The sequence below is a fragment of the Streptomyces chartreusis NRRL 3882 genome (genome assembly GCF_900236475.1).
GTDB lineage: Bacteria > Actinomycetota > Actinomycetes > Streptomycetales > Streptomycetaceae > Streptomyces > Streptomyces chartreusis_D.
Map to the genome: position 1 here is coordinate 8,244,736 of NZ_LT963352.1, position 26,088 is coordinate 8,270,823.

The following is a 26,088-nucleotide window of genomic DNA, read 5'->3' on the forward strand; positions in this document are numbered from 1 at the left end:
GAAGGCTGCCGCGGTGTCAGCCCTGGTTGCCCGCGGGCTCAATGCTGCGCAATAGCCGCTCTCCGGACTCGCGGAGCCGGTTCTTGACCTCGTCGAGTCGCGAGGTGAGCAGGGCGTGATCGCGTTTGCGCCAGGTGCCGGCGACCATCACGGCTTCGATGTTGGCGATGTCGGCGTGCAGGGCCGTGGCGACCGGGTCGTGTGCCGGCCACAGGTTGAGGGCCCGGGCATCGACGGCGACCAGGTCGGCCTGCATGCCCACCTCGATCCGGCCGACCCGGTCGGCGAGGCCCAGGGCCTTCGCCCCTTCCACCGTGGCCCAGGTCAGTGCCTGCTTGGCGGTGACCGAAGCGGTGTTGGCGTGCATGCCTGTCGTCTGTCGGTGTTGGGCGTGGTCCAGGCTGCGCTGGTGGGCCAGGGCGATGCGGGCGGCCGTGAGGAGCTTGCCGGGTACGGCGGTGTCGATGTCGGTGCCCAAGGAGGGCGCCGCGTCCAGGCGTAGCAGTGACCCCGTGATGGGTGTGCCGTGTCCTTGGCCCAGTTCGTTCTCCGGGGTGCTGGTGAAGGTGACGCCTGCTTCGACGAGCGTCTTGATCCAGTCGTCGGGCAGGTCGATCCCGTGCACGATGTTGGTCAGGGGGCTGAACAGTCCGGCGGCGCGCACGGCTTCCCAGCCGGGGGACGGTTCTCCGCCGCTTTGGTGCATCGAGACGACGAGGCCGCGTTCCGCGCCGGCGCGGAAATCGGCCAACGCGGTGTCGGGTGAGGAGTACTGCGGCCCCTGCAGTGCCATGCCCAGGGTGAGGAGGGCGTGGTCGCGGACGGGGCCGTCGAGCAGCCGGTCGATCTCGGTGAGGGGGTGGGGGGTGTCCGGCGACCGGTAGGGCGTGCCGTGCAGGAAGACGGCGCGGATCCCGGCGTGGGCCAAGCCTTCGACGGCGGCGTCGGCGTGTTCGGGCGAGAGGGCGTTGTGACACCAGTCGCCGAGGGTCGTCGTTCCGCAGTTGAGCTGGTTCAGTGCGCCGGCGAGGTTGCTGATGTGCATGTCGGACGGGGTGTAGTGCCCGACGCACTCGCCGTGGAGGTGGGTGAGGTACTGCATCAGCGTCCAGTCGGCGCCCACGGAGCGCAGCGCGGTCTGCCAGGTGTGCAGGTGGGCGTTGACCAGGCCGGGGATGACGATGCGGCCGGAGAAGTCGACGACTTCGGCGTCGGGCGCCTCGATGTTCTCGTCCACGGCGGCGATGCGGTCGCCGTCGACCAGGATGTCGAGGTGCTCGGCGTCTGGCCGGCCCGGCGTCATCGTGATGACTCGCGCTCCGCGCAGCAGTTTGCGGCTCATGCGGTCGCCCCCGAACCGGAGGAGGGGTGGCTCTGCTGGGGCATGGTGCGGCTCCTTGCCTGTGGGGTCATCGCCCGGACGGCGGTTTGTGTGGTGCTGAGGAAGTCGCCGGTGGCGATGTGCCCGATGTAGCCGTCGGGACGGATCAGCAGCAGCGTGTCGCCGGTCAGGCCGTAGGCGCGCCGCAGTGTGTTCTCGGGGTCGGAGAAGGTGAGGCCGTGGGTGGCGGCCGAGCCGACGGTGAGCCGTTTCAGCTGGGCGCCCGCGGTCGGCCAGGCAAGCTGTTCGAGGGTTCGGGCGGCACCGGTGCCGTAGGCGAGGGCGGTGAAGCCCGGCCCGCGGAGGACCTCGAACAGCCGGGTCTCGGCGCCGTCGGCGCCGAGCAGTCGGGCGTCCGGGGCGCGGTCACCCACGCGCAGTGTCCCGGTGCGCATGCCGTCGGCGGGGGCGAGCGGGCCGCCGTAGTAGGTCAGAGTGAGCTGCTGCTCGTCCTTGCCCCGCTTCATGCTCGACGGGTCGAGCTTGGCGATGCCGCCCCACTTGTCCGTGGACAGGCCCAGGACGCCGGCTGCGATCGGCTGCCGCTCGGCCTCGTAGGTGTCCAGCAGCGCCGGGTCCGCCCCGGCGAGGACCTGGCCGAGTTTCCAGCCGAGGTTGTAGCCGTCCTGCATGCCGGTGTTCAGGCCCTGGGCGCCGGCCGGGGTGTGGACGTGCGCGGCGTCACCGGCGAGGAAGACCCGCCCTCGGCCGTAATTCTCCGCCAGGCGGATGTTGGGCCGGAACACCGACGTCCAGTGGATGTCGTGCAACTGGATGCCCCGGTTGCGCGTGTGCTGGTGGATCCGCTGGACGATGTCGTCCTTCTTGGCAGGCGGTTCCTCGTCCGGCGTGAGACGGATCATCCACTGGAACATGTCGCTGTCGGGGAGCGGGCAGGCGCCGATGAACCTGCCGCCCCGGCCGGGCCACATGTGCCACCGGTTGCGGGCCAGACCGGTCACCGAGGCGTCGACGATGAGCATCCGGTCGCTCTCGTCCGTCGTCCCGACGAAACCGATGCCGAGCTGCTTGCGCACCGTACTGGAACCGCCGTCGGCGCCCACGACGTACCGGGCGACGATCTCCTCCGTGCCGTCCGCGCCCGCCACCTTGGCGACCACCGTGTCCTCGTCCTGCGTCAGCTCGGTCAGTTCCCTGCCGAACTCGATCTCATGGCCGAGCTCGCTGAGCCGGGCGTGCAGTGCGCGGTCCGTGCGGAACTGAGGGATCAGCCAGGTGTTCGGGTACGGGACGTCCGGAGTCGCCTCCCTGTGGGTGAACATCTTCCACGGCACGGCCAGGGGGCCGGCATGGATCCCGAGCTTGGGGTACGTGCTGCCGCCGGCCAGCACGTCGGGCAGGGCACCGAGGTCTTCGAGGACTTCGAGGCTGCGGGGCTGGACGCCCTTGGCGCGGGAGCCGTCGAAGGCATGGAGAGACCTGTCGACGATCCGTACGTCGAGCCCCCGGCGGACGAGGTCGATCGCCAGGGCGGATCCCGAAGGCCCCGCACCGATGACCAGTACGTCGATGACCTGCGGGTCGTTCATGAGTCGAGCCTTTCGGCACGTGCGGCCACGAACGGGACGATCTGATCGGCGACGTGGCGCGGACGTTCGAATGGGGCCATGTGACCGCATCGTGGAATCACATGATGCTCCTGGGGCTTCAGGAGGGCACGAGCCGCGGAGAGATGGATCAGGGGCGTGACGTTGTCCTCGTCGCCCCACAGGAGCAGTGTGGGAATGCCCAGTGCGCCCGTCTGCCGGAAGAGTTCGTCACGGCCGGAGAGCGGCAGGTGCTGCAGTGTGTCGAAGACCGCATACAGTGACCCCTCGAAGCGGAAGGCTTCGAGGACCATGTCCGTCAGTTTCGTGCCGAGCTCGGGGTCGCGGACGTTGTGCCCGAGGTGCCCCTGGAGTATCCGGCGGCCGCGCATCCGGGCCACGACACCGGCCAACAGATCGTTGCGCAGTAGCCGGTGAGGGTCAGCCGGTCGCGGTTTCGCGAGACCGGCGGGCCCGACGATCGTGAGGGTGGACACCAGTGATGGGTACTGGGCGGCGTAGGTCATGGTGACGACGGCTCCCATGGAGGTGCCGACGATGTGCAGTGGCTTCGTCGTCAGACCCAGGCGTTCGGTCAGTTCGGCCAGCTGCCGCGCGAAGAGGGCCTCGTCGTATCGCGCCCGCACCCGGTCCGAGTAGCCGCGGCCGTACGCGCTGCAGGTCAGAGTGCGCAGCCCGCGGGCGTGCAGCTCGGTGACCAGGCCGTCCCAGTAGAAGAGCGGGATGGTCAGGCCGCCCGCCATCACGACCAGCTCCCCGTCCTCGGGGCCCTTCAGTTCGTAGTGCGTCACGCCGTCGGAGAGTTCGATGAAACTGCCGCGCAGGGCTTGCCGCGACTCGGGGGTGAGCCGTCGGTCCTCGCCGGAGGCGACGAAGAACTTCATGAATCGGGTCTCCTTGACCTCAGTGCGTGGGGGTGTCGGTGGAGGAGAGGAGGAACTTCGCGATCGCGTCCGCGACCCACTGCGGTTCCTCTTCGGGCAGCAGGTGACCGCCATGGGGGTGCAATATCTCCCTGGCTCCGGGGATGTCGCGGGTGAAGTGCTGGCCGTCGATGCTCGCACTGCGCAGGACCAGCGTGGGCGCCGTGATGCGGGGGATCCGCGCGCTGCGGTCGGGCTGGTCGGTGTTGCAGAAGTCGACGAAGGCCGAGCGGTTCCCGGGCCGGTTCATGAGCTGGTGGGCGCGGTCCACCATGGCGTCGTCCACGATCGTCGAGTGCGGGCCGACGCTCGAACGCAGATTGCGCTCGATGGCGCCGCGCGGCATCACGCGCCGCAACACAGGCCGTAGCAGCGGGTTGCGGGCCAGGCGCATGCCTGCCGGGATCTCCTTCTCCGGGTACCCCGTGGCGTTGACCAGCACCAGGCCGGTCAGCCGATCCGGATGGTCCAGGGCGAGGTTCCAGGCGATGTTGCCGCCCAGTGAGTTGCCGGTTACCGCGTAGCGAGGCACCTGCAGCGCCTCCAAGAAGGCCGCCACCGTCGCCGTGTAGGTCGGGATGCGGTAGTCGCGGTCCTTGCGAGGGCCGGTCAGGCCGAACCCCGGCAGGTCGGGGCGGATGACGTCGAACGACTCCGACAGCAGAGCCGCCGCACGGTCGAAGTGCTGAAGCGACGAAGCGCTGCCGTGCAGCAGAACGAGTGCCGGGCCGTGCCCGGCGCGTTTGTAGTGGATCCGCAATCCACCCACCGCGACGAACCGGGAATCGGGCTGCGGCTCAGACCAGGTGCTCATAATGGATACACTGTTACCGATAAGGTGATCGTGTCAAGTGCAAGCCGCCGGAAGTCACGGTCTCGCGGCCTGAGGCGTCGAGCACGCGCTGCGGTAGCGCGCGCCTCGCCCGGGCGGGCGTCCGGAATCGCATGGGATCTGATCCGAGGCGGCCTCGGGCTGCGTCGGTCGGCGGTCAACCAGCGTGTTCGGCGGCGCCAGGCGGTCGATGCCGCCTTCGGGTATCGCCGCGGCGGCGGATGAGCCACGGGTGCCGAGATCGAGGATGCCTCTCACCCGGCGACCGTCCTCAACGCCGTCCCCGCCCACGCCGACCTGTACGGCGCGGAGACGTTCGGTCCGGTCTGTGTCGTCGACACCTTCGCCACCGACGACGAGGCCGTCGCGATGGCCAACGACACGGACCAGGGGCTGACCGCCGGGATCATCACCGAGAACGGCACGCACGGGCTCCTGGTGGCCCGAAGGCTGCGTACCGGCATGGTCCACATCAACGACCAGTCCGTCGCCGATGATCCCCAGGCGCCGTTCGGTGGTTTCAAGTCCTCGGGCTACGGCCGTTTCGGAGGCCGCTGGGGCATCGAGGCTTTCAGAACACCCGTTGGATCACTCTGGCCACCCAGCACGCCTCCTACCCCTTCTGAAGGTTCGGCCCCGGGCCGGCCTCGTGGGCCGGCCCGCTGACCACACAGCGGACAGGAACCAAGGATGATCTCGACCACCACACCCGTCTCCGATGTGGACATCTTCGATGACGAGGTGCTCAACGATCCGTACCCCGTGTACGAAGAGCTGCGCGATCTCGGGGCGGCGGTCTACCTGCCGCGCCACGGCTGCTGGGTACTTCCGCGGTACGCGCAGGTGCGCGCGGCGTTGGGCGATCACGGGCGGTTCTCCTCGGTCGACAGTGTCGGTCTCGAACCGGCACTGAACGAGCGGCGCCGCGGCGGGGTCCTCGCGTCGGACCCGCCGGAACACGAGGTGTTGCGCGGTGTCCTGTCCGAAAGCCTGGCGCCGCGCGCCCTCGCCAAGCTGCGGACGGACATCGGCCGCCGGGCCGGAGAACTCGTCGCCCCGCTCGTGGAGCGCGAAACCTTCGACGTGGTCCGGGACTTGGCCCGGGTGTTCCCCGTGAGCGTCGTCGCCGACCTGATCGGGATGCCCTTGGCGGCACGGGAGGAGGTGCTGCGGTTCGCCGACGCCGGCCGCGCCGCCTCGGCGGCGGCCAGAAACCGCACAGCTTTCACGGACGTCCCCAGCGTCCGGGGTGAGCTGCTCACTTCACTGAAGGCGCCGTGCGCCGTCACCCTCCTGTCGGGGACGCGATCGGCGCCTGCTTCACCGGCCGCTCGGTTACCCTCCGGCCGAGCTCGTCGTTCCCTGCGTAGGAGTGGTCGGTGAGGCGGGGTCGGGAAGGGGGCGCCGGGCGACCTCGTGGGCGTCGTCCGGCGGGACGCCCAGCATGCGCAGAACCATCTCGGCCAGGTTGACCGCGGCCTGGTCACCGTCCACGTCGGGGCGGGCGAACCTCAGCTCCGCAAGGGAGAGCAGGGTGCCGCCGAGTGCGGACAGGGCGACCGCCGGGTCGACGGGGGGGAAGCGGCCGGAGGCGAGGCCGGCCTCGAGGTCGCGCAGTGCCCGCCGGGCCAGTCCGTTGTCCGAGTGGATGTGACCGAGGCCGCGGCGGCGCAGGACCTGCATCAACTCGGGGTGGGAGTCGGCCATGCGGGCGCTGAGCCGGAAGCCCGCCGCGACGAGTTCGGCCGGATCGTCGATCCCCGCAAGGCGCTCGTCGAAGTTCTGGCCGAACTCCTCCAGAGCGTCCACCACCGCTGCCTCGAACAGCTCCGTCTTCGACTCGAAGTGGTTGTAGAAGGAGCCGAAACCGACGTCCGCACGCTCCGCGATCGCCTGGATGCTGGCGCTGGTGTCCCCGGTCTCGGCGAGGATCTGCCGGGCGGCGTGGATGAGCGCGCGACGGGTCTCGGCGCGGCGCCGCTCGAACCGGTTGCTGGGTGGGGCTGACGTAGGCATGCGCAGAGTTTAACCGCAGGAGCGATGGCGGCAGCAGCTCTGATGAATTCATCATTTCCCCTGGCGAACCTCTTGACGGCGATGTTGTCACAGTTGATGATTTCCTCACTGTGGCGATGTTGCTCGGAGGGCACCATGTCTGAAACCCACGTCGACGGGACCGCTGTCAAGACTGCCCACCAGGACTTGCACAGCGAACAGGGCGCCCTGCGTGGCGAGCATCCGGGCCGCTCCCGGAACCCTGTGATCAGGGTGACGGACCTGGCTTGGCTGGAGTTCGAGAAGCCGGACCTGGAGCGGGCCGAGGTCTTCGCTCGGGACTTCGGCTTCCAGGTTGCCGCACGCACGGAGAGTGAGCTGTGGCTGCGGGGCACCTTCGCGGGCTCGCCCTGCATGGTGATCCGGCGCGGTCGTACGTCCCGTTTCATCGGCCCGGCGTTCCGCGCGGCGGAGCGGGCCGACCTGGACCGGCTGGCCCGTGCCACCGGATCGGCCGTACGGGATGCCGACGTGCCCGGCGGCGGCAAGGTGGTCGACCTGCTCGACCCCTCGGGATTCCCGGTGCGGGTCGTGCACTGCGGCGAACAACTCCCCGCGCTGCCGGAACAGCAGCCGCTGCTGCTCAACTTCGGCACGGACCACCGTCGTACGAACGCCACGCAGCGGCCTCCGCGCGAGCCGTCCCGTATCCAGCGTCTCGGGCATGTGGTGCTGGAGACCCGGGTGTTCGCCCGGGCCCTGGACTGGTACCTGGACACCCTCGGGATGATCGTGTCCGACTTCCTGTTCCTGGACGGGCAGCGCGACCGCGGCCCGACGATGGCGTTCATCCGCTGCGACCTGGGCAGCGTGCCCGCCGACCACCACACCCTCGCGATGCACCTGGGTCCGGGCACGGGCTACGTCCACTCCGCCTACCAGGTCACCGACCTGGACTCCATCGCCGCCGGCGGCGAGTACCTCAAGGAGCGCGGCTACAAGCGCAGTTGGGGCATCGGCCGGCACATCCAGGGCAGCCAGCTGTTCGACTACTGGCGCGACCCCGACCACTTCATGCTGGAGCACTTCGCCGACGGTGACCTGTTCTCCAGCGACGTCGAGCCCGGCTGGGCGCCCATGTCGACCAGCGGGCTGGCCCAGTGGGGCCCGCCGGTCACCCGTGACTTCCTCGGCGCGAGCCCCTCCCCGCAGCGGGTCCGCGACGTCATCGAGGCCCTGCGCGGCGACAACGAAGTGGACCCGGCACGACTTCTCGGCCTGCTCAAAGCAGCCAACTCCTGAACCTTCGCCCGCAATCCCCTCACAAAGGCACTGACATGAGCACCAATGTCCTGCGCACCGCTGACGGCTGGTGGGTCGTCCGATGCGACCGAGCCGTCCCGGTCGAGACCAAGGCCGTGACCACCGCTGAGCTGCTGGCCGACCGCGCCGCGGTCCACGAGGCCGCCAGCTCCGACGAGTCGGGCACTCCGGTTGCCGACCTGGTCGCGCTCTCGCCGGTGACCAGCCCCTGTCGGGTGGTCGCACAGATGGTCAACTACCGCAGTCACGCCCGCGATTCGGGCTTCAAGGGAGAGATCCCGCCTGCCTTCTTCCGCAAGGCGTCCGGCTCGGTCAGCGGCCCCGGCGAGGCCGTCGTCCGCCCCGCGCACGTGAAGTTCCTCGACTACGAGATCGAACTCGGGCTCGTCATGGGCGCGTCCCTGCCCGTCGGCACCGTGGTGGAGGAGCGGGACCTGCCGTCGTACGTCGCCGGACTGGTGATCACCAACGACATCAGCGCTCGTGAGGTGCAGTTGACCAAGACCCAGTTCTACGAGAGCAAGTCATACCCGACGTTCACGCCGACCGGTCCGTACCTGGCGTTGCTGGAGCCGGAGGACTTCACCCGTCTCCTCGACCTGCGCCTGAAGCTGAGCGTCAACGGCGAGCTGCGCCAGGACCGCACCCTCGCCGACATGATCGTCCGCCCGGCCCAGGCGCTCACCCTGCTGGCTCGCTTCCAGACACTGGACGCCGGCGACCTGCTGCTCACCGGGACCCCCGGCGGCACCGCCCTCAAGGCGCCACCGAAGCCGGTCGAGAAGATCGGCGCGCTGCTGCCGCCCGCCGTGAAGTGGAAGGCGTTCTTCAAGAGCCAGGCGAAGAACCCGCACTACCTCAGCCGGGGAGACGTGATCACGGCGACGATCGCGACCCCGGACGGCCGGATCGACCTCGGCGAGCAGCGCACCCCCGTCACGGACGCGAAATGAGACCCGAAGCACATGATCTTCGAACGTAACGGGGCAGACGTACCCGTGGTGATCGTCGGCGCCGGGCCCGTGGGCGTGACCGCCGCCCTCCTCCTGGCCCGGCGCGGAGTCCGCAGCGTCGTCCTCGAACGCCACAGGGACATCTACCCGCTCCCGCGTGCCGGCGCCTACGACGACGAGGTGCGCAGGATCCTCCAGGCCGCGGGCGTGGGCGAGGAGTTCGCCGCGATCGCCCGCCCGGCGAACGGGCTGCGGCTGCTGGACGCCCGGCACCGGGTGATGGCCGAGTTCCGCCGCACCGAGCACGGCCTGCACGGCTACCCGCAGACCAGCATGTTCGACCAGCCCGAGCTGGAGCGGGTGCTGCGCGACGCCCTGGCCCGGCGCCCGGAGTGCGAGCTCAGGGGTGGCGTGGAGGTCACCGGCATCGGCCCGGACACCGAGGGCCCCGTGCGCGTGACCTACCGGGACGACGACGGTGAGCATCACCTGTGGGCCGACGCGGTGCTCGGCTGCGACGGCGCGGGCAGCCTCACCCGCCAGGCCATCGGAGCCGTATGGGAGGACCTGCGCTTCGAGGAACGCTGGACCGTCATCGACGTCCGCACGACGGCCGACGTCCGCTGCTGGGAAGGCGTCGACCAGGTATGCGACCCTGACCGCCCGGCCACCTTCGTGCGCATCGGCGAGGACCGCTACCGCTGGGAGTTCCGGCTGCGCGAGGGGGCGGAGCAGCCGGTCCGCGAGTTGGTCGCCCCGTGGCTGCCGCCCTCGTACGACGGGGACTTCGAGGTCATCCGCGAGGCGCAGTACACCTTCCGGGCCCGCGTCGCCGACCGCTGGCGCATCGGACGGGTCTTCCTGCTCGGCGACGCCGCCCACCTCACCCCGCCGTTCATCGGGCAGGGGCTGTGTTCTGGTCTGCGGGACGCCTACAACCTCACCTGGAAGCTCGCCCGCGTGCTCGGACAGGGCGGTGACGAGCGGCTGTTGGACACCTACGAGAGTGAACGCAAGCCGCACGCCCGGCACGTGATCCGGCTCGCGGTCGTCCTGGGCTGGGCCATGACCGGCGGCCAGGACGGTGCCGCCGCGATCCGCCGCAGGCTCCTGGCCGCGGCCTGCCGCATCCCCCGGCTCACCACGGCGGCCGGCCGCGACCTCAGCCCGCCCCTGGCCACGGGACTCCTCGTACGCCGCCGCCTCCGCAAGGGCCTTGCGGGAACGCACTGCCCCCGACCATGGATCACCGCCGACGGACGGCGCAGCCGCCTCGACGAGGTGCTCGGCGACTCTTTCACCATCCTGACCACCGCCGATCCCTGGCCCTCGCTGAACGCCCTCGCCCACGCGCTCGGCGTCCGGGCGATCCCCGTGACCGGCCTCGGCGACGACGGCACACTCGCCGCCTGGCTGCGCGCCGGCCGCGCGGACGCCGTACTGCTGCGCCCCGACCGCGTCGTCCTGGACGTCGTCCCGGCCGGGGGCCAGGACTTCACCGGCACCGCCGCCTGGGCGTCCCTTCTGCACAGCATCCGCAGTCCCCACCCGCCGCGACGAACCGTCGACATCAGCCTGCTGAGGAGCGTCACCCGATGAGTGTGCCCGAACCTTTCATGACGCCGGATCCGCAGGCCGTCGCGGACAGCAACCTCATGGACTTCGCCCGCCATGTCGGGATGTCCGGCGCCGATTACGACGCCCTGTACCGCTGGTCGGTCACCGACCTGGAGGGCTTTTGGGGGGCGGTGTGGGAGTACTTCGACATCGACGCGGACACGCCGTACGAGCGGGTGCTGGCGGAGGAGCGGATGCCTGGAGCCCGCTGGTTCCCCGGCGCCACCCTCAACTACGCCCACCACGCCCTGCGCAACCTCGCCGACGATGCCGTGGCGGTCATCGCCCTGGACGAGACCGGCTCCTGCTACGAGGTGACCGCGAGCCGCCTGCGCGCCCAGGTCGCCTCGGTCGCGGCCACCCTGCGCGAGCTGGGCGTGGGGCCAGGCGACCGGGTGGTGGGCTATCTGCCCAACACCCCGCACGCGATCGTGGCGTTCCTGGCCGCCGCGAGCCTGGGCGCCGTGTGGTCGGTGTGCGGACAGGACTACGCCCCCAAGGCCGCCGCCGACCGCTTCGCCCAGCTCGAACCCACCGTCCTGATCGGCGCCGACGGCTACCTGTTCAACGGCACCGCCCACGACCGGCGCGACGCCACCCTCGAACTCGCCCACGCGCTGCCGACGTTGAAGGCGACGCTGCTGGTGGGCCATGTGGGCCTGCCGTGGCCGTCGCGGGCGTACCCGTCGCTGGTCGTCCCGTGGGAGGACGCCGCTACCCGCACCGAGGAACTCACCTGCACGCCGGTGCCGTTCGATCACCCTCTGTGGGTCGTCTTCTCCTCGGGCACCACGGGCCTGCCGAAGGGCATCGTCCACGGCCACGGAGGCGTCCTGCTGGAGCATCTGAAGACCCTCGGCCTGCACTCCGACCTGGGCCCCGGCGAACGGCTCCTGTGGTACACCACCACCCACTGGATGATGTGGAACCTGGTCGCCTCCACACTCCTGACCGGTGCCACAACCTGCACTTACGACGGCAGCCCGGCGCCCCTCGCCAAGCCCGGCGTCCTGTGGGAGCTGGCCGCCCGCCACCGGGTGACCGTCTTCGGTACCAGCCCCCAGTACCTGCTGGGCATGGCCAAGTTCGGCATCGACCCCTCGGTGCACGACCTGTCGTCGATCCGCGTGGTCGGCTGCACCGGATCGACCCTGCCGGCCTCCGCGTACCCCTGGGTCCGCGACCACGTCGGCGACCGCGTGCTGCTCGCGTCGATCAGTGGCGGCACGGACGTGGTGTCCGGCTTCGCCGGCAGCGCACCCAACACCCCTGTGTGGGCAGGCGAGTTGTCCGCACCCCACCTGGGCGTCGCGCTGGCCGCCTACGACGACGAGGGCTTCCCGGTCGTGGGCCGGGTCGGTGAGCTGGTCGTCACCCGCCCCATGCCGTCGATGCCGCTGTACTTCTGGAACGACCCCGACGGCAGCCGCTACCGCGACGCCTACTTCTCCTCCTACCCGGGCGTCTGGCGGCACGGTGACTGGATCACGGTCACCGGCCACGGCTCGGTGATCGTGCACGGCCGCTCCGACAGCACGCTGAACCGCAACGGTGTCCGCCTCGGCAGCGCCGACATCCACGACGTCGTCGAGCGCCTCCCCGAGATCGCGGAAGCCCTGGTCATCGGCGCGGAGGAGGACGACGGCGGCTACTGGATGCCGCTGTTCGTGGTCCCCGCCGCCGGGGTGACCCTGGACGACACCCTCCGCGAGAAGATCCGCGACGCCATCCGGACCGGTGCCTCACCCCGCCACGTCCCCGACGAGATCCTCGCAGTACCGGGCATCCCGCACACCCGCACCGGCAAGAAACTCGAAGTCCCCGTCAAACGCCTCCTCCAGGGCGCCCCGGTCGAGCAGGTCGTCAACCTGGCCACCGTGGATGCCCCGGACCTCATCGACTACTACGCCCGCCTGGGCGCTGAGCGCAGGGACAGATCGGCATGACAACCGCACACACCACCCTCGCCGTCGCACTGGCCTTGGTCTTCCTCCCCCTGGGACTGGCGAAGATCGCCACCGTGCCGTTCATGCGTCAGGCAGCTGCGCATCTCGACATGTCGCCGGGTCTGTACCGCGTGATCGGCACCCTGGAGGTGGCGGGAGCCGCCGGGCTGCTGTTCGGCCTGGCTTCGGCCCCGCTCGGGTTGGCCGCCGCTGCTGGGCTGGCTGCGCTCATGGTGGCTGCCGTGGTGGTTCACCTGCGCCATGGCGACCCGCCCGTGCGGGCCCTGCCCGCCGCCGTACTGGCACTGACGGCGGTGGCGTACGCCGGGGCGGCGATCACCGCCGGCTGACGGCCCGGGTGTGCGTCGCGTCGAGCGGGAGGCCGTCGATGCCCGACGACTCACGGGCCTCCTGTCCGGCGTACCGTCGACAGTGTGGAGTACACGGCCGCCAGCCTTGTGTCCCGTGTCGCCGGCGACCTCGGGCCGATGGCGGACGAGGTGATCGCGGATGTGGTGCGGTGCCTGCGGCGTGAGGTTCCCGAACTGTGGAGCAACCCGGATCTCGTCCGCATGACGTCCGAGAACATCGCCGAGCATGTCGTCGGCGTGCTGGCCGGCCTGGAACACGGCATCGAGCCGAGCGAGATAGATCCGCCGCCCGCCGAGTTGGAACGTGCACGTCGGCTGGCCCGGTACGGCACGCCGGTCACCGCGCTGTTGCGGGCCTTCCGGCTCGGTCAGGGCGTCGTCCTGGACAGACTCCTCGCCGAGATGCCGCGGCTGACGAAAGACGCGCAGTTGATCAGCGCGGCAACCCGCCTCCTGCTCGCGATGGCGAACGGATACGTGGACGACGCGTCCGAACAGGGTGTCACGGCGTTCCAGGAGGAGCGGGACCGGCGACTGCGGTGGCGGCTGTCCTTGGTGAACGAGGCCGGTCTGCGCATCGGGACCACCCTGGACATCGCTCGCACCACCCAGGAGCTGGCGGACCTCGCCCTCGACCACTTCGCCGACCTGGTCACCGTCGACCTGCTCGACTCCGTGGTCCACGGGGACGGCACCCCGGCGCCGGGCCCCCTCGTACTGCACCGGGTCGCCCAGGCGTCGTCGGCGCAAGGCGGTCCCGAGCCGACGCTTGGGCTGGGGGCGGTTCGCGCCTGTCCGGACGGATCGGTCATGGCCCGCGCCCTGGCCACCGGCCGGCCCTCCAGGCACCCGGCGACGCCGACGGATCCGGCCGACGCCTTCGGCACCCACCCTGCCCGCTCGACGCTGGTGGTGCCGTTGAGCGCCCGCGGCGCCACTCTCGGCGTCGCGCGGTTCCGCCGGCACCGCAACCCGGTTCCCTTCGACGACGAGGATCTGATCCTCGCGCAGGAGATCGCGGCCAGGGCGGCCGTGGCCATCGACAACGCCCGTCGCTACACACACGCCCGTGCCACGGCCCTCACACTCCAGCGCAGTCTGCTGCCACGGCGTACGGCGGAGCAGTCCGCCGTCGACGTCGCCTGCCGCTACCTGCCCGCCGGTGGTCAGGCCGGTGTGGGCGGCGACTGGTACGACGTCATCCCGCTGTCCGGAGCCCGGGTCGCCCTGGTCGTCGGCGACGTGGTCGGCCACGGCATCCACGCCGCCGCCACGATGGGGCGCTTGCGCACCGCGGTCCGCACCCTCGCCGACATCGACCTGCCGCCCGAGGAACTGCTGACACACCTGGACGACGTCGTCATCCGCCTGTCCGCCGAAGCCTCGGCCGACCCGGACACGGAAATGGCCGGGGACATCGGCGCCACATGCCTGTACGCCGTCTACGACCCCGTCGACGGCCGCTGCTCCCTGGCCCGCGCGGGGCACGTGCTGCCCGCCGTAGTGAGCGGCGACGGAACGGTCGATCTTCTGGACCTGCCGTCCGGCCCGCCGCTGGGCCTGGGCGGACTGCCGTTCGAGGCGGCGGAGGTCGACCTGCCCGAAGGCAGTCTCCTGGCCCTGTACACCGACGGCCTGGTCGAAGCCCGCGACCGCGATATCGAGGCAGGCCTCACCCTCCTGCGCCACGCCCTCGCACAGCCCTCCGCATCCCCGGAGGCCGCCTGCGACACCGTGCTCCAGGCCTTGCTGCCCGCAGGCCGACCCCACGACGACGCCGCTCTGCTGCTCGCCCGCACCCGCACCCTCGGGGACCATCAAGTCGCCGCCTGGGACGTGGACGCCGACCCGGCAGCCGTCGCCCGGGCTCGTTCGGGCGCCATCCGGCAGCTGTCGTCCTGGGGGCTGGGGGACCTCGACTTCATCACCGAACTGGTGGTCAGCGAACTGGTCACCAACGCCATCCGCTACGGCCGACCCCCCATCCGCCTGCGCCTCATCCGTGATCAGTCACTCCTGTGCGAGGTGTCCGACGCCGGCAGCACCACCCCCCACCTGCGCCGGGCCCGCGCGTTCGACGAGGGCGGACGCGGCCTGCTCCTTGTCGCCCAGCTCGCCGAGCGCTGGGGAACGCGCCACGCCCGGCAGGGCAAGACGGTCTGGGCCGAGCTGGGTGAGGAGAAGCACGCCGGGCGCTCGGACCCGGCCTCGCTCCTTTAGCGGCAAGGAAACCCGCAGTTCTGATGAAATCATCGCTCTTCTCGGTCGTAACCCTTGACGATGTGTTCCATCAGGCTTGAGTATTTCCTCATTATGGCGTTGCTGCACTGACGGCGCCCACCCGCGCAACGGGATGAGGAACGGGCACTCACCCTTGCGCCCGAGACTGCGCTCTCGTCAGCCGTCCACGCTTCTCACAGTTTCTTCAGGAGGGCTCCTCATGCCCATGCGCACGGAGATACCCGTCTACCACCCCGACCTGTATTCGGCGTCGGCCATCCGCGACACCTATCCGCACTACGCCGCGCTGCGCGCACTCGGCCCCGTGGTCTGGCTGAGCAAGCACAAGGTCTACGCCCTGCCGCGATACGCCGAGTGCAAGCAGGTACTGCTGGACGACGACACCTTCGTCTCCTCGGGCGGCGTCGGTCTGAACCCCGTCGCCAACCGCGTGGGCCAGGGCACCACGCTGTTCAGTGACGGCGATGAGCACGCCCGCCGCCGCTCCCTTCTCGCGCACCGCCTCACTCCCAGGGCGCTGCGCACGATGCAGGACACGGTCGACCAGCAGGCGGCCGCCGTGGTCGAGGCAGCTGCAGCCCGCCGAACGGTGGATGCGGTGGAGGTCGCCACGGCGCTGCCGATGTCGGTCGTCCCAGACCTGGTCGGCTGGCCCCAGCAGGGCCGTGAGCACCTGCTGCGCTGGGCCGGCGCCACCTTCGACGCGCTGGGCCCGTTCAACCGCCAGGCGGTGCGCACCCTTCCCGCGTCCCTCGGCATGATGCGCTACGCCCGCGGTGTCGTCCGCGACCGGTCCGTGCTGGACGGCAGCATGGGCCACGACCTGCTGCGCGCGTCCGACGAGGGCCGGATCATGCCCGCCGAGTGCGTCACCATGATGATCGACTACCTGGCGCCATCCCTGGACACCACGATCAGCGCCATCTCCAGCGCTCTGTACCTGTTCGCCACCCACCCCGAACAGTGGCGCCTGCTGAAGGCGGACCCGGACCTGGTCCCGAAGGCGGTCAACGAGATCGTCCGCTACGAATCCCCGATCCGCGCCTTCTCCCGCACTGCCGCCCGCGACACGGAACTCGCGGGCGTCCCGCTCCCCAAGGGCTCCCGGGTGCTGGTGCTCTACGGCTCCGCCAATCGCGACCCGCTGGAGTGGGACGACCCGGACACCTTCGACATCCGCCGCGACGCCGCCCGCCAACTCGGCTTCGGGCAGGGCACCCACGGCTGCGCCGGCCAGGGCCTGGCCCGCCTGGAGACCTCCGCGATGCTCCGCGCCCTGATCGAACGCGTCGACCGCATCGAGCCGACCGGGACACCCGAGTGGTCCCTGAACAACGTCATCCATCGCCTCGAGCGCCTGCCGCTCGAACTCATCCCCGCCTGAACCCCGCCGCTCGCCCGTTCGAGGACAGCTGAGGACAGCACCATGAAGATCTCCGTCGACCATCCACGCTGCGAAGGCCACGGCCTGTGCGCCGACCAGGCCCCCGACATCTTCAGCCTGGACGACGACGCCGAACTCACCTACCGCTTCGAAGGCACCGACGTCCCCGACGAGCATCAGCCCGCCGCCCGCGCGGCCGTCAATGCCTGCCCGGTCGCCGCCCTGCGAGTCCTGTCGTGACCGCACCGCGCTCGGTGCTCATCGTCGGCGAGTCACTCGCCGGCACCACCGCCGCCCGCCACCTGCGCACCCTCGGCCACACCGGACCCCTCACGATCATCGGCGCCGAGGAGCACGGCGCGTACTCCCGCCCGCCCCTGTCCAAGGTGGTCCTGAAGGACCCGGCCGCGGACCAGACCCTGGGCCTGGTCCTCGACGGGATCGACGTCGACGTCATCCGCTCGGCCGCCGTCGCGGCCGACACCCGACGCCGCACCGTCACGACTGCCGACGGCCGCCAGGTGGGCTACGACGCGCTGATCGTCGCCACCGGCGCGGACGCCCGCCGGCTCGCCGCCCCCGGACAGCGGGGCGAACTCGTCCTGCGCACCCTCGACGACGCCCGCCAACTCCGCGCCCGCCTGGCCCACGCCGGCTCGGCGATCGTGGTCGGCGCCGGCTTCCTGGGCATGGAGGTGGCCAGCGCCTGCGCCGCCCGCGGCATCCCGGTCACCGTCGTGGACGCCGACCGCCCGCTGGAACGCATCCTCGGCGACCACCTGTCCGCCGAGATCACCGCACGAGCCTCAGCACACGGCATCCGCTTCATACAGGCCACCGGCTTCGCCACCCTGACCGGCGACCCCGTGAGCGGCGTGGCGCTCCCCGACGGCACCGAGCTCACCGCGGACCTGGTGGTCACCTGCGCCGGAGAAGCACCTTGCGTCGGCTGGCTGGCAGGGACGGGCCTCGCCGACCGCCTCGGTGTCGGCATCGACCATGCCTGCGCCACCACCGTGCCCGGCGTGTTCGCCGCCGGCGACGTCACCTACCTCCGCGGCGACGGCACCCGGCCCGACCGGCGTGCCCCCTTCTGGTCCAACGCCGTCGCCCAGGGCAGGACCGCGGCGGCCTCCGCTCTAGGTCTCCCACCGCCGGGACCAGCGCAGGACGACTACTTCTGGACCGAGGTGGCCGGTCTCACCGTCAAGATCGTCGGCCGCCTGCCGCTACTCGGCGAACCAACCACGGTGCAGGGCAGCGTTTCCGACGGACGCGCGCTGCTGACCTGGAGCCAGGCAGACGGAACGTCGACGGCGGTCGCCTACGGACTGCGCAGACCGGTCGCCGCGCTGCGGGCCTTGGCCGCCACGTCCTTGCCGCCGCCACCGTGACGGCGGCACATGAGCGTTGCGACGTAAGGAAGCTACGGGGCGCGGGCATGGCCGGGGTGCTGTTCCGCGGCGCACTCGGCTGATCCCGGGCAGTGGCCGCTCTCCAGGCCGACGGACCGGACGAACTCCGTGCACACCGGGCCCGGACACAGCATGGCCAGCCTGACGCCCGGTGAGCGCCGTTGTCTGGGAACGCGTCCATGCCGCTGCCATCGTCCCGGCGGAGCGCGGAGCGATGGCAGCCGGGTGTGCGTCGCGCGTCAGATGCCCAGCATCTGGTTGAGCTCGTTCAGGGACTTCACCGTCACGTAGTCGTAGCCGTGGGTGACCGGGTCGCAGCCGCGGTCCAGGAGGACGAGGTTGCGGAAGCCCATGTCGTGCATCGGCATCAGGTCGTAACGGGTGTGCGAGGAGACGTGCACGAAGTCCTCGGGGGAGGCGTCGAGCTGGTCGAGCATGTACTCGAACGCGGCGTAGCGGGGCTTGTAGTAGCCCGCCTGCTCCGCCGTGAACACCGCGTGGAAGTCCGCGCCGAGCCGGGGCACGCTCTCCGCGAGGAAGGAGTCGTCGGCGTTGGAGAGGATCACCAGCTTGTAGTGCTCGCCCATCTTCTTCAGCGGTTCCGGCACATCCGCGTGCGGGCCCCAGCTGCGCACGCCGTCGGCGAGCCGCTTGCCGGCGTCCGGGGCGGCCTTCACGCCCCACTTGCGGCAGACCCCCTCGAAGGCGTCCTGCAGCGTCTGCTCGTAGGGGTAGTACTTGCCAAGGACCGAGTCGTAGCGGTAGCCGCGGAACTCCTTGACGAACTGGTCCCAGTGCTCGGCCGGGATCTGGTCGCCGACGAGTTCACGCGTGATGGGGGTCATCGGCCACTCGATCAACGTGCCGTAGCAGTCGAACGAGACGTACTTCGGGCGGAACTGGAACGAGGGAATGGGCATGGAAGTGCTCCACTTCTTGCTTCGGGAACTGGTCAGGGCCAGCGCGGACCCTTTTGGACATGCTCCTGGCAGAGATGTCGGGAGTGGGGGGATGACGTCGACGATCGCCGGGGATCAGACGGCGCCGACTCCTGCCGGAGCGAGGAAGCCGACGGGGTGCTGCGTGGTGCCGTGGAGCGCCAGGTCGGCGGCGATCTCTCCCATGGCGGGCGAGAGCTTGAAGCCGCTGCCGGAGAATCCGGCCATGACGATGATGTCGTCCTCGCCGGGGAGATGACCGACGAGCGGGTTTCCGGACTTCGTGTAGCCCTCCATGTAGGCCGACATCCTGATGGGATCGGGGTTCAGGTCGGGCATGAGTTCACCGATGAGCTCGCGGAAGATGCCGAGTTCCTCGGGGCGGACCGTACGGTCGAGCCGTTCGGGCTCGGGCACCGGCGCATGGTATTTGAAGGAGAGACCGAGCTTGACGGAGATGCCGTCGGGCGACGGGATCCCGAAGCAGTCGTGGGGTGTGGCGCGCACGAAGGGAGGGGCACCGCCCGCGAACCAGTCGTGGCGGGTGGGCAGGTGCCAGGAGCAGACCACCCGGCGGACCTCGATGGTCCGGGGAAGGTCCGGGAGCAGCGTGTTGATCCAGGGGCCGACGGTCACCACGGCGGCGTCCACGTGGTCCGTGCCCTGGTCGGTGACCACCCGCACCCCGCCGCCCGCCGCGGGGACGACCTCGCGCACCGTGGTGTAGCGGTGCAGCAGGGCGCCCAGCTGTTCGGCACGGGCGGCGGCGGCCTGAATCGACGCCTCGGGTCTGATGACGGCGCCCAACCGGTCGAGAACGGCGGTGTGTCCGTCCGGGAGCCGGTGCTGCGGGTAGCGGCGGGCGAGTTCCTCCCGGTCCAGTACCTCGTGATCCAGTCCATGGGCGGCGCTGGTCGAGAGGAGGAGGCGCATGGACGGTGAGGCGCCCTCTCCCATCACCAGGCTGCCGCTGCGGCGTCGCAGCGACCGGCCCGTCTCCGCCTGGAGCTGCTCCCACATCCGGTCCGCGAGCCGCAGCAGCGGAATGTACCCGGGCTCGCCGAGGTGGGCGGCTCGGTAGATGCGGCTCTCGCCCCCGGCGGCGCCGCGGTCGTGGCCCGGTGCGTACCGGTCGTAGCCGACGACCTCGGCTCCGCGGGCGGCCAGTCGCCACATGGCTTGGCTGCCCATGCTGCCGGCACCGATCACGGCGACGCGCTTCCGGATGCTCATGAGGTCGCTCCTTTCTTCCGGTTTGCCCGGCTGGGAATGGCGTTCACTGTCAGCCCGGGAAAACTGCAGGTCAACCCAGGCTGTGTGCCGCGTTGAGGCAGGGGGAGACGGCTCAGAGGAGCTCGATCAGCTTGTCGGTGAATTCGGCGGTGGTCGCGGTTCCGCCCAGGTCACGGGTGCGGATATCGGTCTTGGCCAGGATCGAGGCGATCGCGTCCGTGATGTCCCTGGCCGCGGCGGGATGGCCGAGGTGGTCGAGCATCATGGCCGCGGACCAGATCGCGCCCAGCGGGTTGGCGATGCCCTGGCCCGCGATGTCGGGTGCCGAGCCGTGCACGGGCTCGAACATCGAGGGGAAGTCGCGCTCGGGGTTGAGGTTGGCCGCCGGGGCGATGCCGATGGATCCGGCGACGGCGGCCGCGAGGTCGCTGAGGATGTCACCGAAGAGGTTGGAGGCGACGACGACGTCGAAGCGGGCCGGCTCGAGGACGAACTTGGCCGCGAGCGCGTCGATGTGCTCCTGGTCCCAGGCGACCTGCGGGAACGAGGCTGCCCGCTCGGTGACGAGCTGGTCCCAGAACGGCATGGTGTGCACGATGCCGTTCGACTTGGTCGCGGAGGTCAGGCGGCCGCCGCGCTGGGAGGCGAGCGTGAAGGCGTAGTCCAGCACGCGTGTGACGCCGGCCCGGGTGAACACGGCTTCCTGCACGGCGATCTCGTCCGGGAAGCCGCGGTTGAGCCGGCCGCCGACCTCGCTGTACTCGCCTTCCATGTTCTCCCGCACGACGACGACATCGACCTCGCCCGGCCGGGCGCCGCGCACCGGGCTGTCGATGCCTTCGAAGACACGGATGGGCCGGAGGTTGACGTACTGGCGGAAGCTGCGCCGGATCGGGATCAGCAGCCCCCACAGCGACTCGTGGTCGGGCACCCCCGGGTATCCCACCGCGCCCAGCAGGATCGCGTCCTTGTCGCGCAGCTGGTCGATCCCGTCGGCGGGCATCATGGCGCCCTCCCGCAGGTACCGTTCGCACGACCAGTCGTACGACGTGTAGGACAGGCTGAAGCCGTGGCGGCGGCCGAGAACGTCGAGCACCTGCCGTGCTGGGGGCAGGACCTCGGCGCCGATGCCGTCGCCGGGGATCAGGGCAATGCGGTGGTTCGTCGTCATGCCGTCGATTGCAGCAGGGCGGTCCGTGGGGCGTCCAAGACGCATAGCGGATCTCCCTTATAAGCGGCGCCTATCAGAGGTCGGCGGCTGAGGTCGCGACCGTGACGAACGCGGCGGCTGCGGGCGACAGGCTGCCGCGGCGGCTGACCAGGGCGATGTCCAAGGTGTTCTCCGGCTCGATGTCCAGAACACGGACGCCCAGCCGCCCGGCGAGGTCCCGCCAGGAGTCCGTGACCACCGCGAGCCCGACCCCGGCCAGCACCAGAGGCATCAGCGACACCCGGTGCTCGGTCTCGACGGCGACGGCGAACTCGACGCCCTGCTCCCTCAGCGCGTCGACGTAGGCGCGCATCCCGGTACCCGGCTGCCCGACGATCAGCCGGTGTCCCGCAAGCTCCCGGGACTCCACCGCGGTCCGGTCAGCGAACGGGCCGTCGGCCGGCACCACCAGCACAAAACGCTGCCGCCCCAGCGCATGGGAGACGACTTCCCTGTCGGAAAAAGGACCGGCGGATGCAAGAAGCCCCAACTCCACGACACCCGTGCGCACCATGTCGATCACATCGCGCGAAGTGAACGCCGCGTTGATGGCCACCGAGACGCCGGGATACCGGTGACTGAAGGCACTGACCAAGGTCGTCAGCGGTTCCACCGCCTGCGACGGCATCGACGCCACATCCAGGCGCCCCTCACGCAGCTCATGCACCGCCGCGACACTCGCCCGCGCCGTCTCCAGACTCCGCACAGCCTCCCGGGCAGGCTCGATCAAGGCCTTTCCGGCCTCCGTCAGTACAGCCCTGCGCCCGATGCGATGGAACAGCTCGGAACCGAGATCACGCTCCAGCGCCCGCACGGCCTGCGACAGCGACGGCTGAGACACGTACAGAGCCGACGCCGCACGGTTGAACCCCCCACGATCAACGATCGCCAGGAAGTACTCCAGCTGCCGGATGTCCATACGCGCCCTCTGCCCTCAAGAAATCAACCGACGATTCGATCGGTCCCGACGATGGTGGCGTTGATCAGATACTTCGCGCACGGTAGGTCTGTCCTCACGAGTGCGCCGCAGCCTGTGCAGGGGCGAGCTGGTCGAGGTCTGCGAGAGCCTTGGCGAGCAGGTTCAGCATGGCGAGTTCGGCGCGGGTCGGGTCCTGGGCGCGGATGGCGTCGAGTACCGCGCGGTGACTGGGAACGGGGTCGTCGGCGCCGCCGTGGCTGTGGACCATACGGTCGCGTTCCTTCAGGCCGGGTTCCAGGAGCATGTCCATCCGCCGCAGCAGTTCGTTGCCGGTGGCGGCGAGCAGCGCGCGATGGAAGGCCGCGTCGGCCTCGGCAGCGGCCGCGGAGTCCGCCTTCGCCTGTCCCATGGCTTCCAGGGCGGCTTCGAGGGCGGCCAGGTCGGCGTCCGTGCGGTGCAGAGCGGCCCGGTGTGCTGCGGCGGGTTCGATGATGGCGCGCACGTCGGCGAGGTCGCGCAGCAGTCGGGTGCCGTCACCCGCCTCCATGCGCCAGCGGATGACATCGGCGTCGAGAAGATTCCAATGGGCCCGTTCCCTGACGAAGGTGCCGCGCTTTTGCCGCGCGTCGGTCAGACCCTTGCCCGCGAGGACCTTGAGCGCTTCGCGCATGACGGTCAGGCTCACGTCCAGTTCCGCTCCGAGGGCGCCGATGTCCAGGATCTCGCCCTCGGCGATCTCACCTCTGACGATGCGCGCGCCGAGTGAGTGCACGACCTGTCCGTGCACACCACGACCGGAGTAGGACGCCATGCGGTTCTCCTCGGGTTCGAAGGGCTGAAGGGGGCTTGCCGGGCTGGTGGGTGAGCCTTCGGCGACCTTGGCGTGTCGTTGTCTCACAGTCTACCGGTGAACATTATTTATGGATATTTCTTCCCACGGAGTGTGGGCGGTTCCCCGGGCCGCCGGGCGCGCCGGCTGTCGCACCGCTGATCCGCCGGCCCGCCGGCGTGACCGAGCCACGTCCGGTCGTCACGACATCCACGGCGGCGACATGGTGACCGGCACCCACCGGCCGGGGTTCCCCTCGACTCGGCCGAGGAGCTGGGACTGGTCGTGGTGTGCGTCGAGTACCGGCTCGCTCCGGAGCATCCGCACCCGGCTCCGGTGGAGGACTGCTACGCGGGGCCTGCTGCGGACGGCCGAGCACGCGAAGGAGATCGGCGGCGACCCCGATCGCATCATCCTCGCGGGTGGCAGCGCGGGCGGCGGGCCCGCCGCGGTGGTGGCGCTGCCGGCCCGCGATCGGGGTGGCCCGCGCGCGATCGGCCAGATGCCGAGGCCGGCTCCTGGGAGAAACGGCACAGGCCGGCTGAGAGGGCACCTCTCCTTGGTGCTGCCGGTCTACACCGGAGGAGGAGCGGTGGTCCGTCGCGGCACGAGAGAGGGGGAGAGCTTGACCTGTACCGATGATTTCCCGCGGTCGGCGATCCGCTCCAGGAGGAGGCGCGCGGCGTTGCCGCCGATCTCGCGGCCCGCCTGGTCGACGCTCGTGAGGGAGATCGGGCCGAAGGAGGCGAAGGTCGTGTTGTCGTACCCCGCCACCGAGACGTCGCCCGGCACCGACAACCCGGCTTCGGCGAAGGCCTCCAGCACTCCCATGGCAACGATGTCCGCACCGGCGAAGACCGCCGTGGGCCGGCGAGGCCGCGCGAGCAGCTGCCTGGCGCCCTCGTAACCGCCCTGTTGGGTGTAGCTGGTGGAGACGACATCGATCTCCTCCGCGAGACCGTGGGCTCGCATGACGAGCCGATAGCCGTCCGCGCGCTGGGCGTTGGGCATCTCCTCGCTGCGGGTCGGGTCGGTTTCGTGGTGCTCGATGTGGGCGATCCGGCGATGACCGAGGTCGACGAGGTGACCGACGAGCATGGACGCGCCCGCCACGTCGTCGTCCGTCACGGTGTCGTACACCGGGGAGTGCCCGTGGCGGCCGACGACCACGGTCGGTACGGCTGAGGCGATGTGCTCGAGTCGGGGGCGCGACGACACGGGGGCGATCAGGATGATGCCGTCCATCCCGCGGTCGATCATGGCTTCCGTGACGCGTGCCTCCGCCTGCTCGTCGTTGCAGCCGCCAGGCCCCAGGAAGACCTGGTAGTCGGTGTCCGCGAGCCGGCCGGTGATCCCGTCGAGGATCTCGGGGAAGAAGGGGTTGCGGATGTCGGGCAGCGTCACGCCGATGGTGTACGTCTGGCCGCGCAGGCCGCGAGCGGCCGCGAGCGGCCGGTAGCCCAGCTCGTCGATCGCCCGGCGCACCTTCGCGCGCATCTCGGGGCTGGCTCCGTAGGCGTTGCGCAGCACCTTGGAGACCGCCGTCGTCGACACCTGGGCGTGACGCGCGACGTCGACGATCGTGACGCGGCGAGGCGGTGCCGACGGTTCCATGCCAGTGCCCTCCGGTGAATGGGGAACGTTGCCGGAGAGTGTACGGATCCGGCCACGGTTCAGTAAGGCGGCGGCGTGATCGTCCCGTGTCGACATCGCGGATCGAAACCGGGTCATCCGCAACAGCTGCGCAGCATGCGGCCCTCTTGACGCCATGCGGGACGCTCTCCAAGGTTTGGTCACACCCTTCGGGAAACGTTACCCACGAAGCTGGTCCGGGGTCCGACCCCGGCACCCGACCACATCCCCCCAGACGCGGACCCGGCCGACGGCCGCACGTGCCGACTCGCTGCTGGACCTTGGCGTTGGGCCACAGCTGGTCCATGAACGGCACGGTGCAGGGCAGCGGCAGCCTCCTCTCGCCGCCCGGGGCGCCAGCCTCGTCGTGGTGAGCAGTGTGGCGGGCCACCCCGTCGACGGGCGAACCCCTGCCGAGCAGCCGACCCGCCGGACGAAGGCACCCCACGGTGCGAAATACTCACCCGATGAGTTCACGCACTTCCCTGATCGGCCAGCCGATCACGATACGGAGGGCCGTCGCGCGGGATGCCAAACGGCTCACACGGCTCGTGCGTGGCTCAGGCGCCTATGAGGGTAAGTACGCAGCCGCAGTCGCGGGTTACCGGGTCGGTCCTGATTACATCGAGGCCCACCGCGCCTTCGTGGCCGTCGGCGCCGACGAGTATGGCGGCCGGGTCCTCGGGTTCTACTCGCTCGTCCTCGCTCCGCCGGAGCTCGACCTGCTGTTCGTCGCCGACGAGGTGCAGGGACGGGGTATTGGGCGGCTGCTCGTCGCCCACATGCAGTCCGAGGCCCGCGCCGCCGGGCTCGACCGTGTCAAGGTCGTGTCGCACCTTCCCGCCGAGGACTTCTACCACCGCGTCGGTGCGGTGCGGACGGGGACCGTGTTCGCGAACCCGCCCGCAGTGCCGTGGGACCGTCCCGAATTCGAGTTTCGTATCTTTCCGGAATGACACGGTGTGCCGGTTCGCATGCAGCCGAGGCCCGCAAGCAAGGTGACCTGTAGAAGGAACCACCGGGCGGTGTCCTCGTCGAGCCCCGCGATCACGGGCTGGGACGCTCGCGCGGCGGGTTCACCACCAAGCTGCACCTAGGGTCCGTCTTCAAACGGATCCTGCCCGAAGCAGGGGGGACTGGACGAGCACTTCCTGGTCGACGGTCGCGGCAGGTTCCGGCCGCGCACCGAGCGCGATGGCCGGCCGCCGTCGCGGGTGCGGATCGAGGCCGCCCGCGCCAGCCGGCCAGTCCATAAACTGTGAATATAAAAATGCTATGCTTCGAGCGTGAGTCGTCAAGACACCGCTCCTGGCGCGTCCGCCGCCATCGGGGCAGCCCTCTACGGCCTGGCCACCAGGGCCGTGAGACGCCTGCCCCG

Annotated in this window: 22 protein-coding genes and 2 pseudogenes; 13 read left to right on the forward strand and 11 right to left on the reverse strand. The window is 70.4% G+C overall.

Annotated features, from left to right (window positions below):
* Positions 1–16 precede the first annotated feature (16 nt).
* The 4 genes from SCNRRL3882_RS37145 to SCNRRL3882_RS37160 are packed head-to-tail and all read right to left on the reverse strand — an operon-like array spanning position 17 to position 4,686.
* Positions 17–1,342 carry an amidohydrolase family protein gene (locus SCNRRL3882_RS37145; protein ID WP_010043185.1) on the reverse strand — a complete coding sequence of 442 codons (1,326 nt, stop codon included), beginning with the start codon at positions 1,340–1,342 and terminating at the stop codon, positions 17–19.
* Positions 1,339–2,931, reverse strand: a complete 1,593-nt coding sequence (locus SCNRRL3882_RS37150) for an FAD-dependent oxidoreductase (RefSeq protein ID WP_010043182.1) — start codon at positions 2,929–2,931, stop codon at positions 1,339–1,341. Before SCNRRL3882_RS37150 ends, SCNRRL3882_RS37145 begins: the two co-directional genes overlap by 4 nt.
* Positions 2,928–3,833 (reverse strand): alpha/beta fold hydrolase, encoded by a 906-nt coding sequence (locus SCNRRL3882_RS37155; protein WP_010043180.1) that lies wholly within the window; start codon positions 3,831–3,833, stop codon positions 2,928–2,930. Before SCNRRL3882_RS37155 ends, SCNRRL3882_RS37150 begins: the two co-directional genes overlap by 4 nt.
* Positions 3,834–3,852: 19 nt before the next feature.
* Positions 3,853–4,686: an alpha/beta fold hydrolase gene (locus SCNRRL3882_RS37160; protein ID WP_029181395.1), complete on the reverse strand. Its 834-nt coding sequence runs from the start codon at positions 4,684–4,686 to the stop codon at positions 3,853–3,855.
* A gap of 261 nt (positions 4,687–4,947) precedes the next feature.
* On the opposite strand from SCNRRL3882_RS37160, the pseudogene SCNRRL3882_RS37165 reads away from it, so the two are divergent.
* Together SCNRRL3882_RS37165 and SCNRRL3882_RS37170 are read left to right on the forward strand one after the other, a co-directional pair.
* Positions 4,948–5,330: pseudogene (locus SCNRRL3882_RS37165) on the forward strand (aldehyde dehydrogenase family protein); the annotation flags it as partial.
* A gap of 64 nt (positions 5,331–5,394) precedes the next feature.
* Positions 5,395–6,087: a cytochrome P450 gene (locus SCNRRL3882_RS37170; RefSeq protein ID WP_010043170.1), complete on the forward strand. Its 693-nt coding sequence runs from the start codon at positions 5,395–5,397 to the stop codon at positions 6,085–6,087.
* Here the strand turns inward: SCNRRL3882_RS37170 and SCNRRL3882_RS37175 are convergent.
* Positions 6,040–6,720 carry a TetR/AcrR family transcriptional regulator gene (locus SCNRRL3882_RS37175; protein ID WP_173937333.1) on the reverse strand — a complete coding sequence of 227 codons (681 nt, stop codon included), beginning with the start codon at positions 6,718–6,720 and terminating at the stop codon, positions 6,040–6,042. The genes SCNRRL3882_RS37170 and SCNRRL3882_RS37175 overlap by 48 nt on opposite strands.
* Before the next feature lie 135 nt (positions 6,721–6,855).
* Between SCNRRL3882_RS37175 and SCNRRL3882_RS37180 the strand changes: the two genes are divergently transcribed.
* The 9 genes from SCNRRL3882_RS37180 (at position 6,856) to SCNRRL3882_RS37220 (ending at position 17,928) form a co-directional block, all read left to right on the forward strand.
* Entirely contained in the window at positions 6,856–8,001 is a 1,146-nt protein-coding gene (locus tag SCNRRL3882_RS37180; RefSeq protein ID WP_102514921.1) for a VOC family protein, read from the forward strand.
* A gap of 35 nt (positions 8,002–8,036) precedes the next feature.
* Entirely contained in the window at positions 8,037–8,975 is a 939-nt protein-coding gene (locus SCNRRL3882_RS37185) for a fumarylacetoacetate hydrolase family protein (protein WP_102514922.1), read from the forward strand.
* Between the two features lie 12 nt (positions 8,976–8,987).
* A complete protein-coding gene (locus SCNRRL3882_RS37190) occupies positions 8,988–10,574 on the forward strand; it encodes a bifunctional 3-(3-hydroxy-phenyl)propionate/3-hydroxycinnamic acid hydroxylase (protein WP_102514923.1) in 1,587 nt (528 codons plus the stop codon).
* Entirely contained in the window at positions 10,571–12,538 is a 1,968-nt protein-coding gene (locus SCNRRL3882_RS37195; protein ID WP_010049247.1) for an acetoacetate--CoA ligase, read from the forward strand. Before SCNRRL3882_RS37190 ends, SCNRRL3882_RS37195 begins: the two co-directional genes overlap by 4 nt.
* On the forward strand, positions 12,535–12,888 hold the full coding sequence (locus SCNRRL3882_RS37200; protein ID WP_010049249.1) for a DoxX family protein: 354 nt from the start codon (positions 12,535–12,537) through the stop codon (positions 12,886–12,888). The genes SCNRRL3882_RS37195 and SCNRRL3882_RS37200 overlap by 4 nt, the downstream gene beginning before the upstream one ends.
* Before the next feature lie 84 nt (positions 12,889–12,972).
* Complete coding sequence (locus SCNRRL3882_RS37205) at positions 12,973–15,129, forward strand: ATP-binding SpoIIE family protein phosphatase (protein ID WP_029181827.1); 2,157 nt, start codon at positions 12,973–12,975, stop codon at positions 15,127–15,129.
* Positions 15,130–15,349: 220 nt separating this feature from the next.
* Positions 15,350–16,534 carry a cytochrome P450 gene (locus SCNRRL3882_RS37210; protein ID WP_010049252.1) on the forward strand — a complete coding sequence of 395 codons (1,185 nt, stop codon included), beginning with the start codon at positions 15,350–15,352 and terminating at the stop codon, positions 16,532–16,534.
* A gap of 42 nt (positions 16,535–16,576) precedes the next feature.
* Positions 16,577–16,774, forward strand: coding sequence for a ferredoxin (locus SCNRRL3882_RS37215; RefSeq protein ID WP_010049253.1), 198 nt, complete (start codon positions 16,577–16,579; stop codon positions 16,772–16,774).
* Positions 16,771–17,928 (forward strand): NAD(P)/FAD-dependent oxidoreductase, encoded by a 1,158-nt coding sequence (locus SCNRRL3882_RS37220; protein WP_010049254.1) that lies wholly within the window; start codon positions 16,771–16,773, stop codon positions 17,926–17,928. Before SCNRRL3882_RS37215 ends, SCNRRL3882_RS37220 begins: the two co-directional genes overlap by 4 nt.
* A 260-nt stretch (positions 17,929–18,188) precedes the next feature.
* Here the strand turns inward: SCNRRL3882_RS37220 and SCNRRL3882_RS37225 are convergent, their stop codons facing one another.
* The 5 genes from SCNRRL3882_RS37225 to SCNRRL3882_RS37245 form a co-directional block, all read right to left on the reverse strand.
* Positions 18,189–18,869 carry a haloacid dehalogenase type II gene (locus tag SCNRRL3882_RS37225; RefSeq protein WP_102514924.1) on the reverse strand — a complete coding sequence of 227 codons (681 nt, stop codon included), beginning with the start codon at positions 18,867–18,869 and terminating at the stop codon, positions 18,189–18,191.
* 114 nt (positions 18,870–18,983) lie between these two features.
* Positions 18,984–20,120, reverse strand: a complete 1,137-nt coding sequence (gene solA, locus SCNRRL3882_RS37230) for an N-methyl-L-tryptophan oxidase (protein ID WP_102514925.1) — start codon at positions 20,118–20,120, stop codon at positions 18,984–18,986.
* A 112-nt stretch (positions 20,121–20,232) separates the two neighbouring features.
* A complete protein-coding gene (locus tag SCNRRL3882_RS37235; protein ID WP_010040884.1) occupies positions 20,233–21,291 on the reverse strand; it encodes a tartrate dehydrogenase in 1,059 nt (352 codons plus the stop codon).
* 73 nt (positions 21,292–21,364) lie between these two features.
* A complete protein-coding gene (locus tag SCNRRL3882_RS37240; RefSeq protein WP_010040882.1) occupies positions 21,365–22,249 on the reverse strand; it encodes a LysR family transcriptional regulator in 885 nt (294 codons plus the stop codon).
* Positions 22,250–22,343: 94 nt separating this feature from the next.
* Positions 22,344–23,060, reverse strand: coding sequence for a FadR/GntR family transcriptional regulator (locus tag SCNRRL3882_RS37245; RefSeq protein ID WP_010040880.1), 717 nt, complete (start codon positions 23,058–23,060; stop codon positions 22,344–22,346).
* Between the two features lie 143 nt (positions 23,061–23,203).
* On the opposite strand from SCNRRL3882_RS37245, the pseudogene SCNRRL3882_RS37250 reads away from it, so the two are divergent.
* Positions 23,204–23,583: pseudogene (locus SCNRRL3882_RS37250) on the forward strand (alpha/beta hydrolase); the annotation flags it as partial.
* 68 nt (positions 23,584–23,651) lie between these two features.
* Here SCNRRL3882_RS37250 and SCNRRL3882_RS37255 read toward each other — a convergent pair.
* Positions 23,652–24,692: a LacI family DNA-binding transcriptional regulator gene (locus tag SCNRRL3882_RS37255; protein WP_010040875.1), complete on the reverse strand. Its 1,041-nt coding sequence runs from the start codon at positions 24,690–24,692 to the stop codon at positions 23,652–23,654.
* A 485-nt stretch (positions 24,693–25,177) separates the two neighbouring features.
* Here SCNRRL3882_RS37255 and SCNRRL3882_RS37260 point away from each other — a divergent pair, with 485 nt between their 5' ends.
* Positions 25,178–25,666 carry a GNAT family N-acetyltransferase gene (locus SCNRRL3882_RS37260; RefSeq protein ID WP_010040874.1) on the forward strand — a complete coding sequence of 163 codons (489 nt, stop codon included), beginning with the start codon at positions 25,178–25,180 and terminating at the stop codon, positions 25,664–25,666.
* Positions 25,667–26,088: the final 422 nt, after the last annotated feature.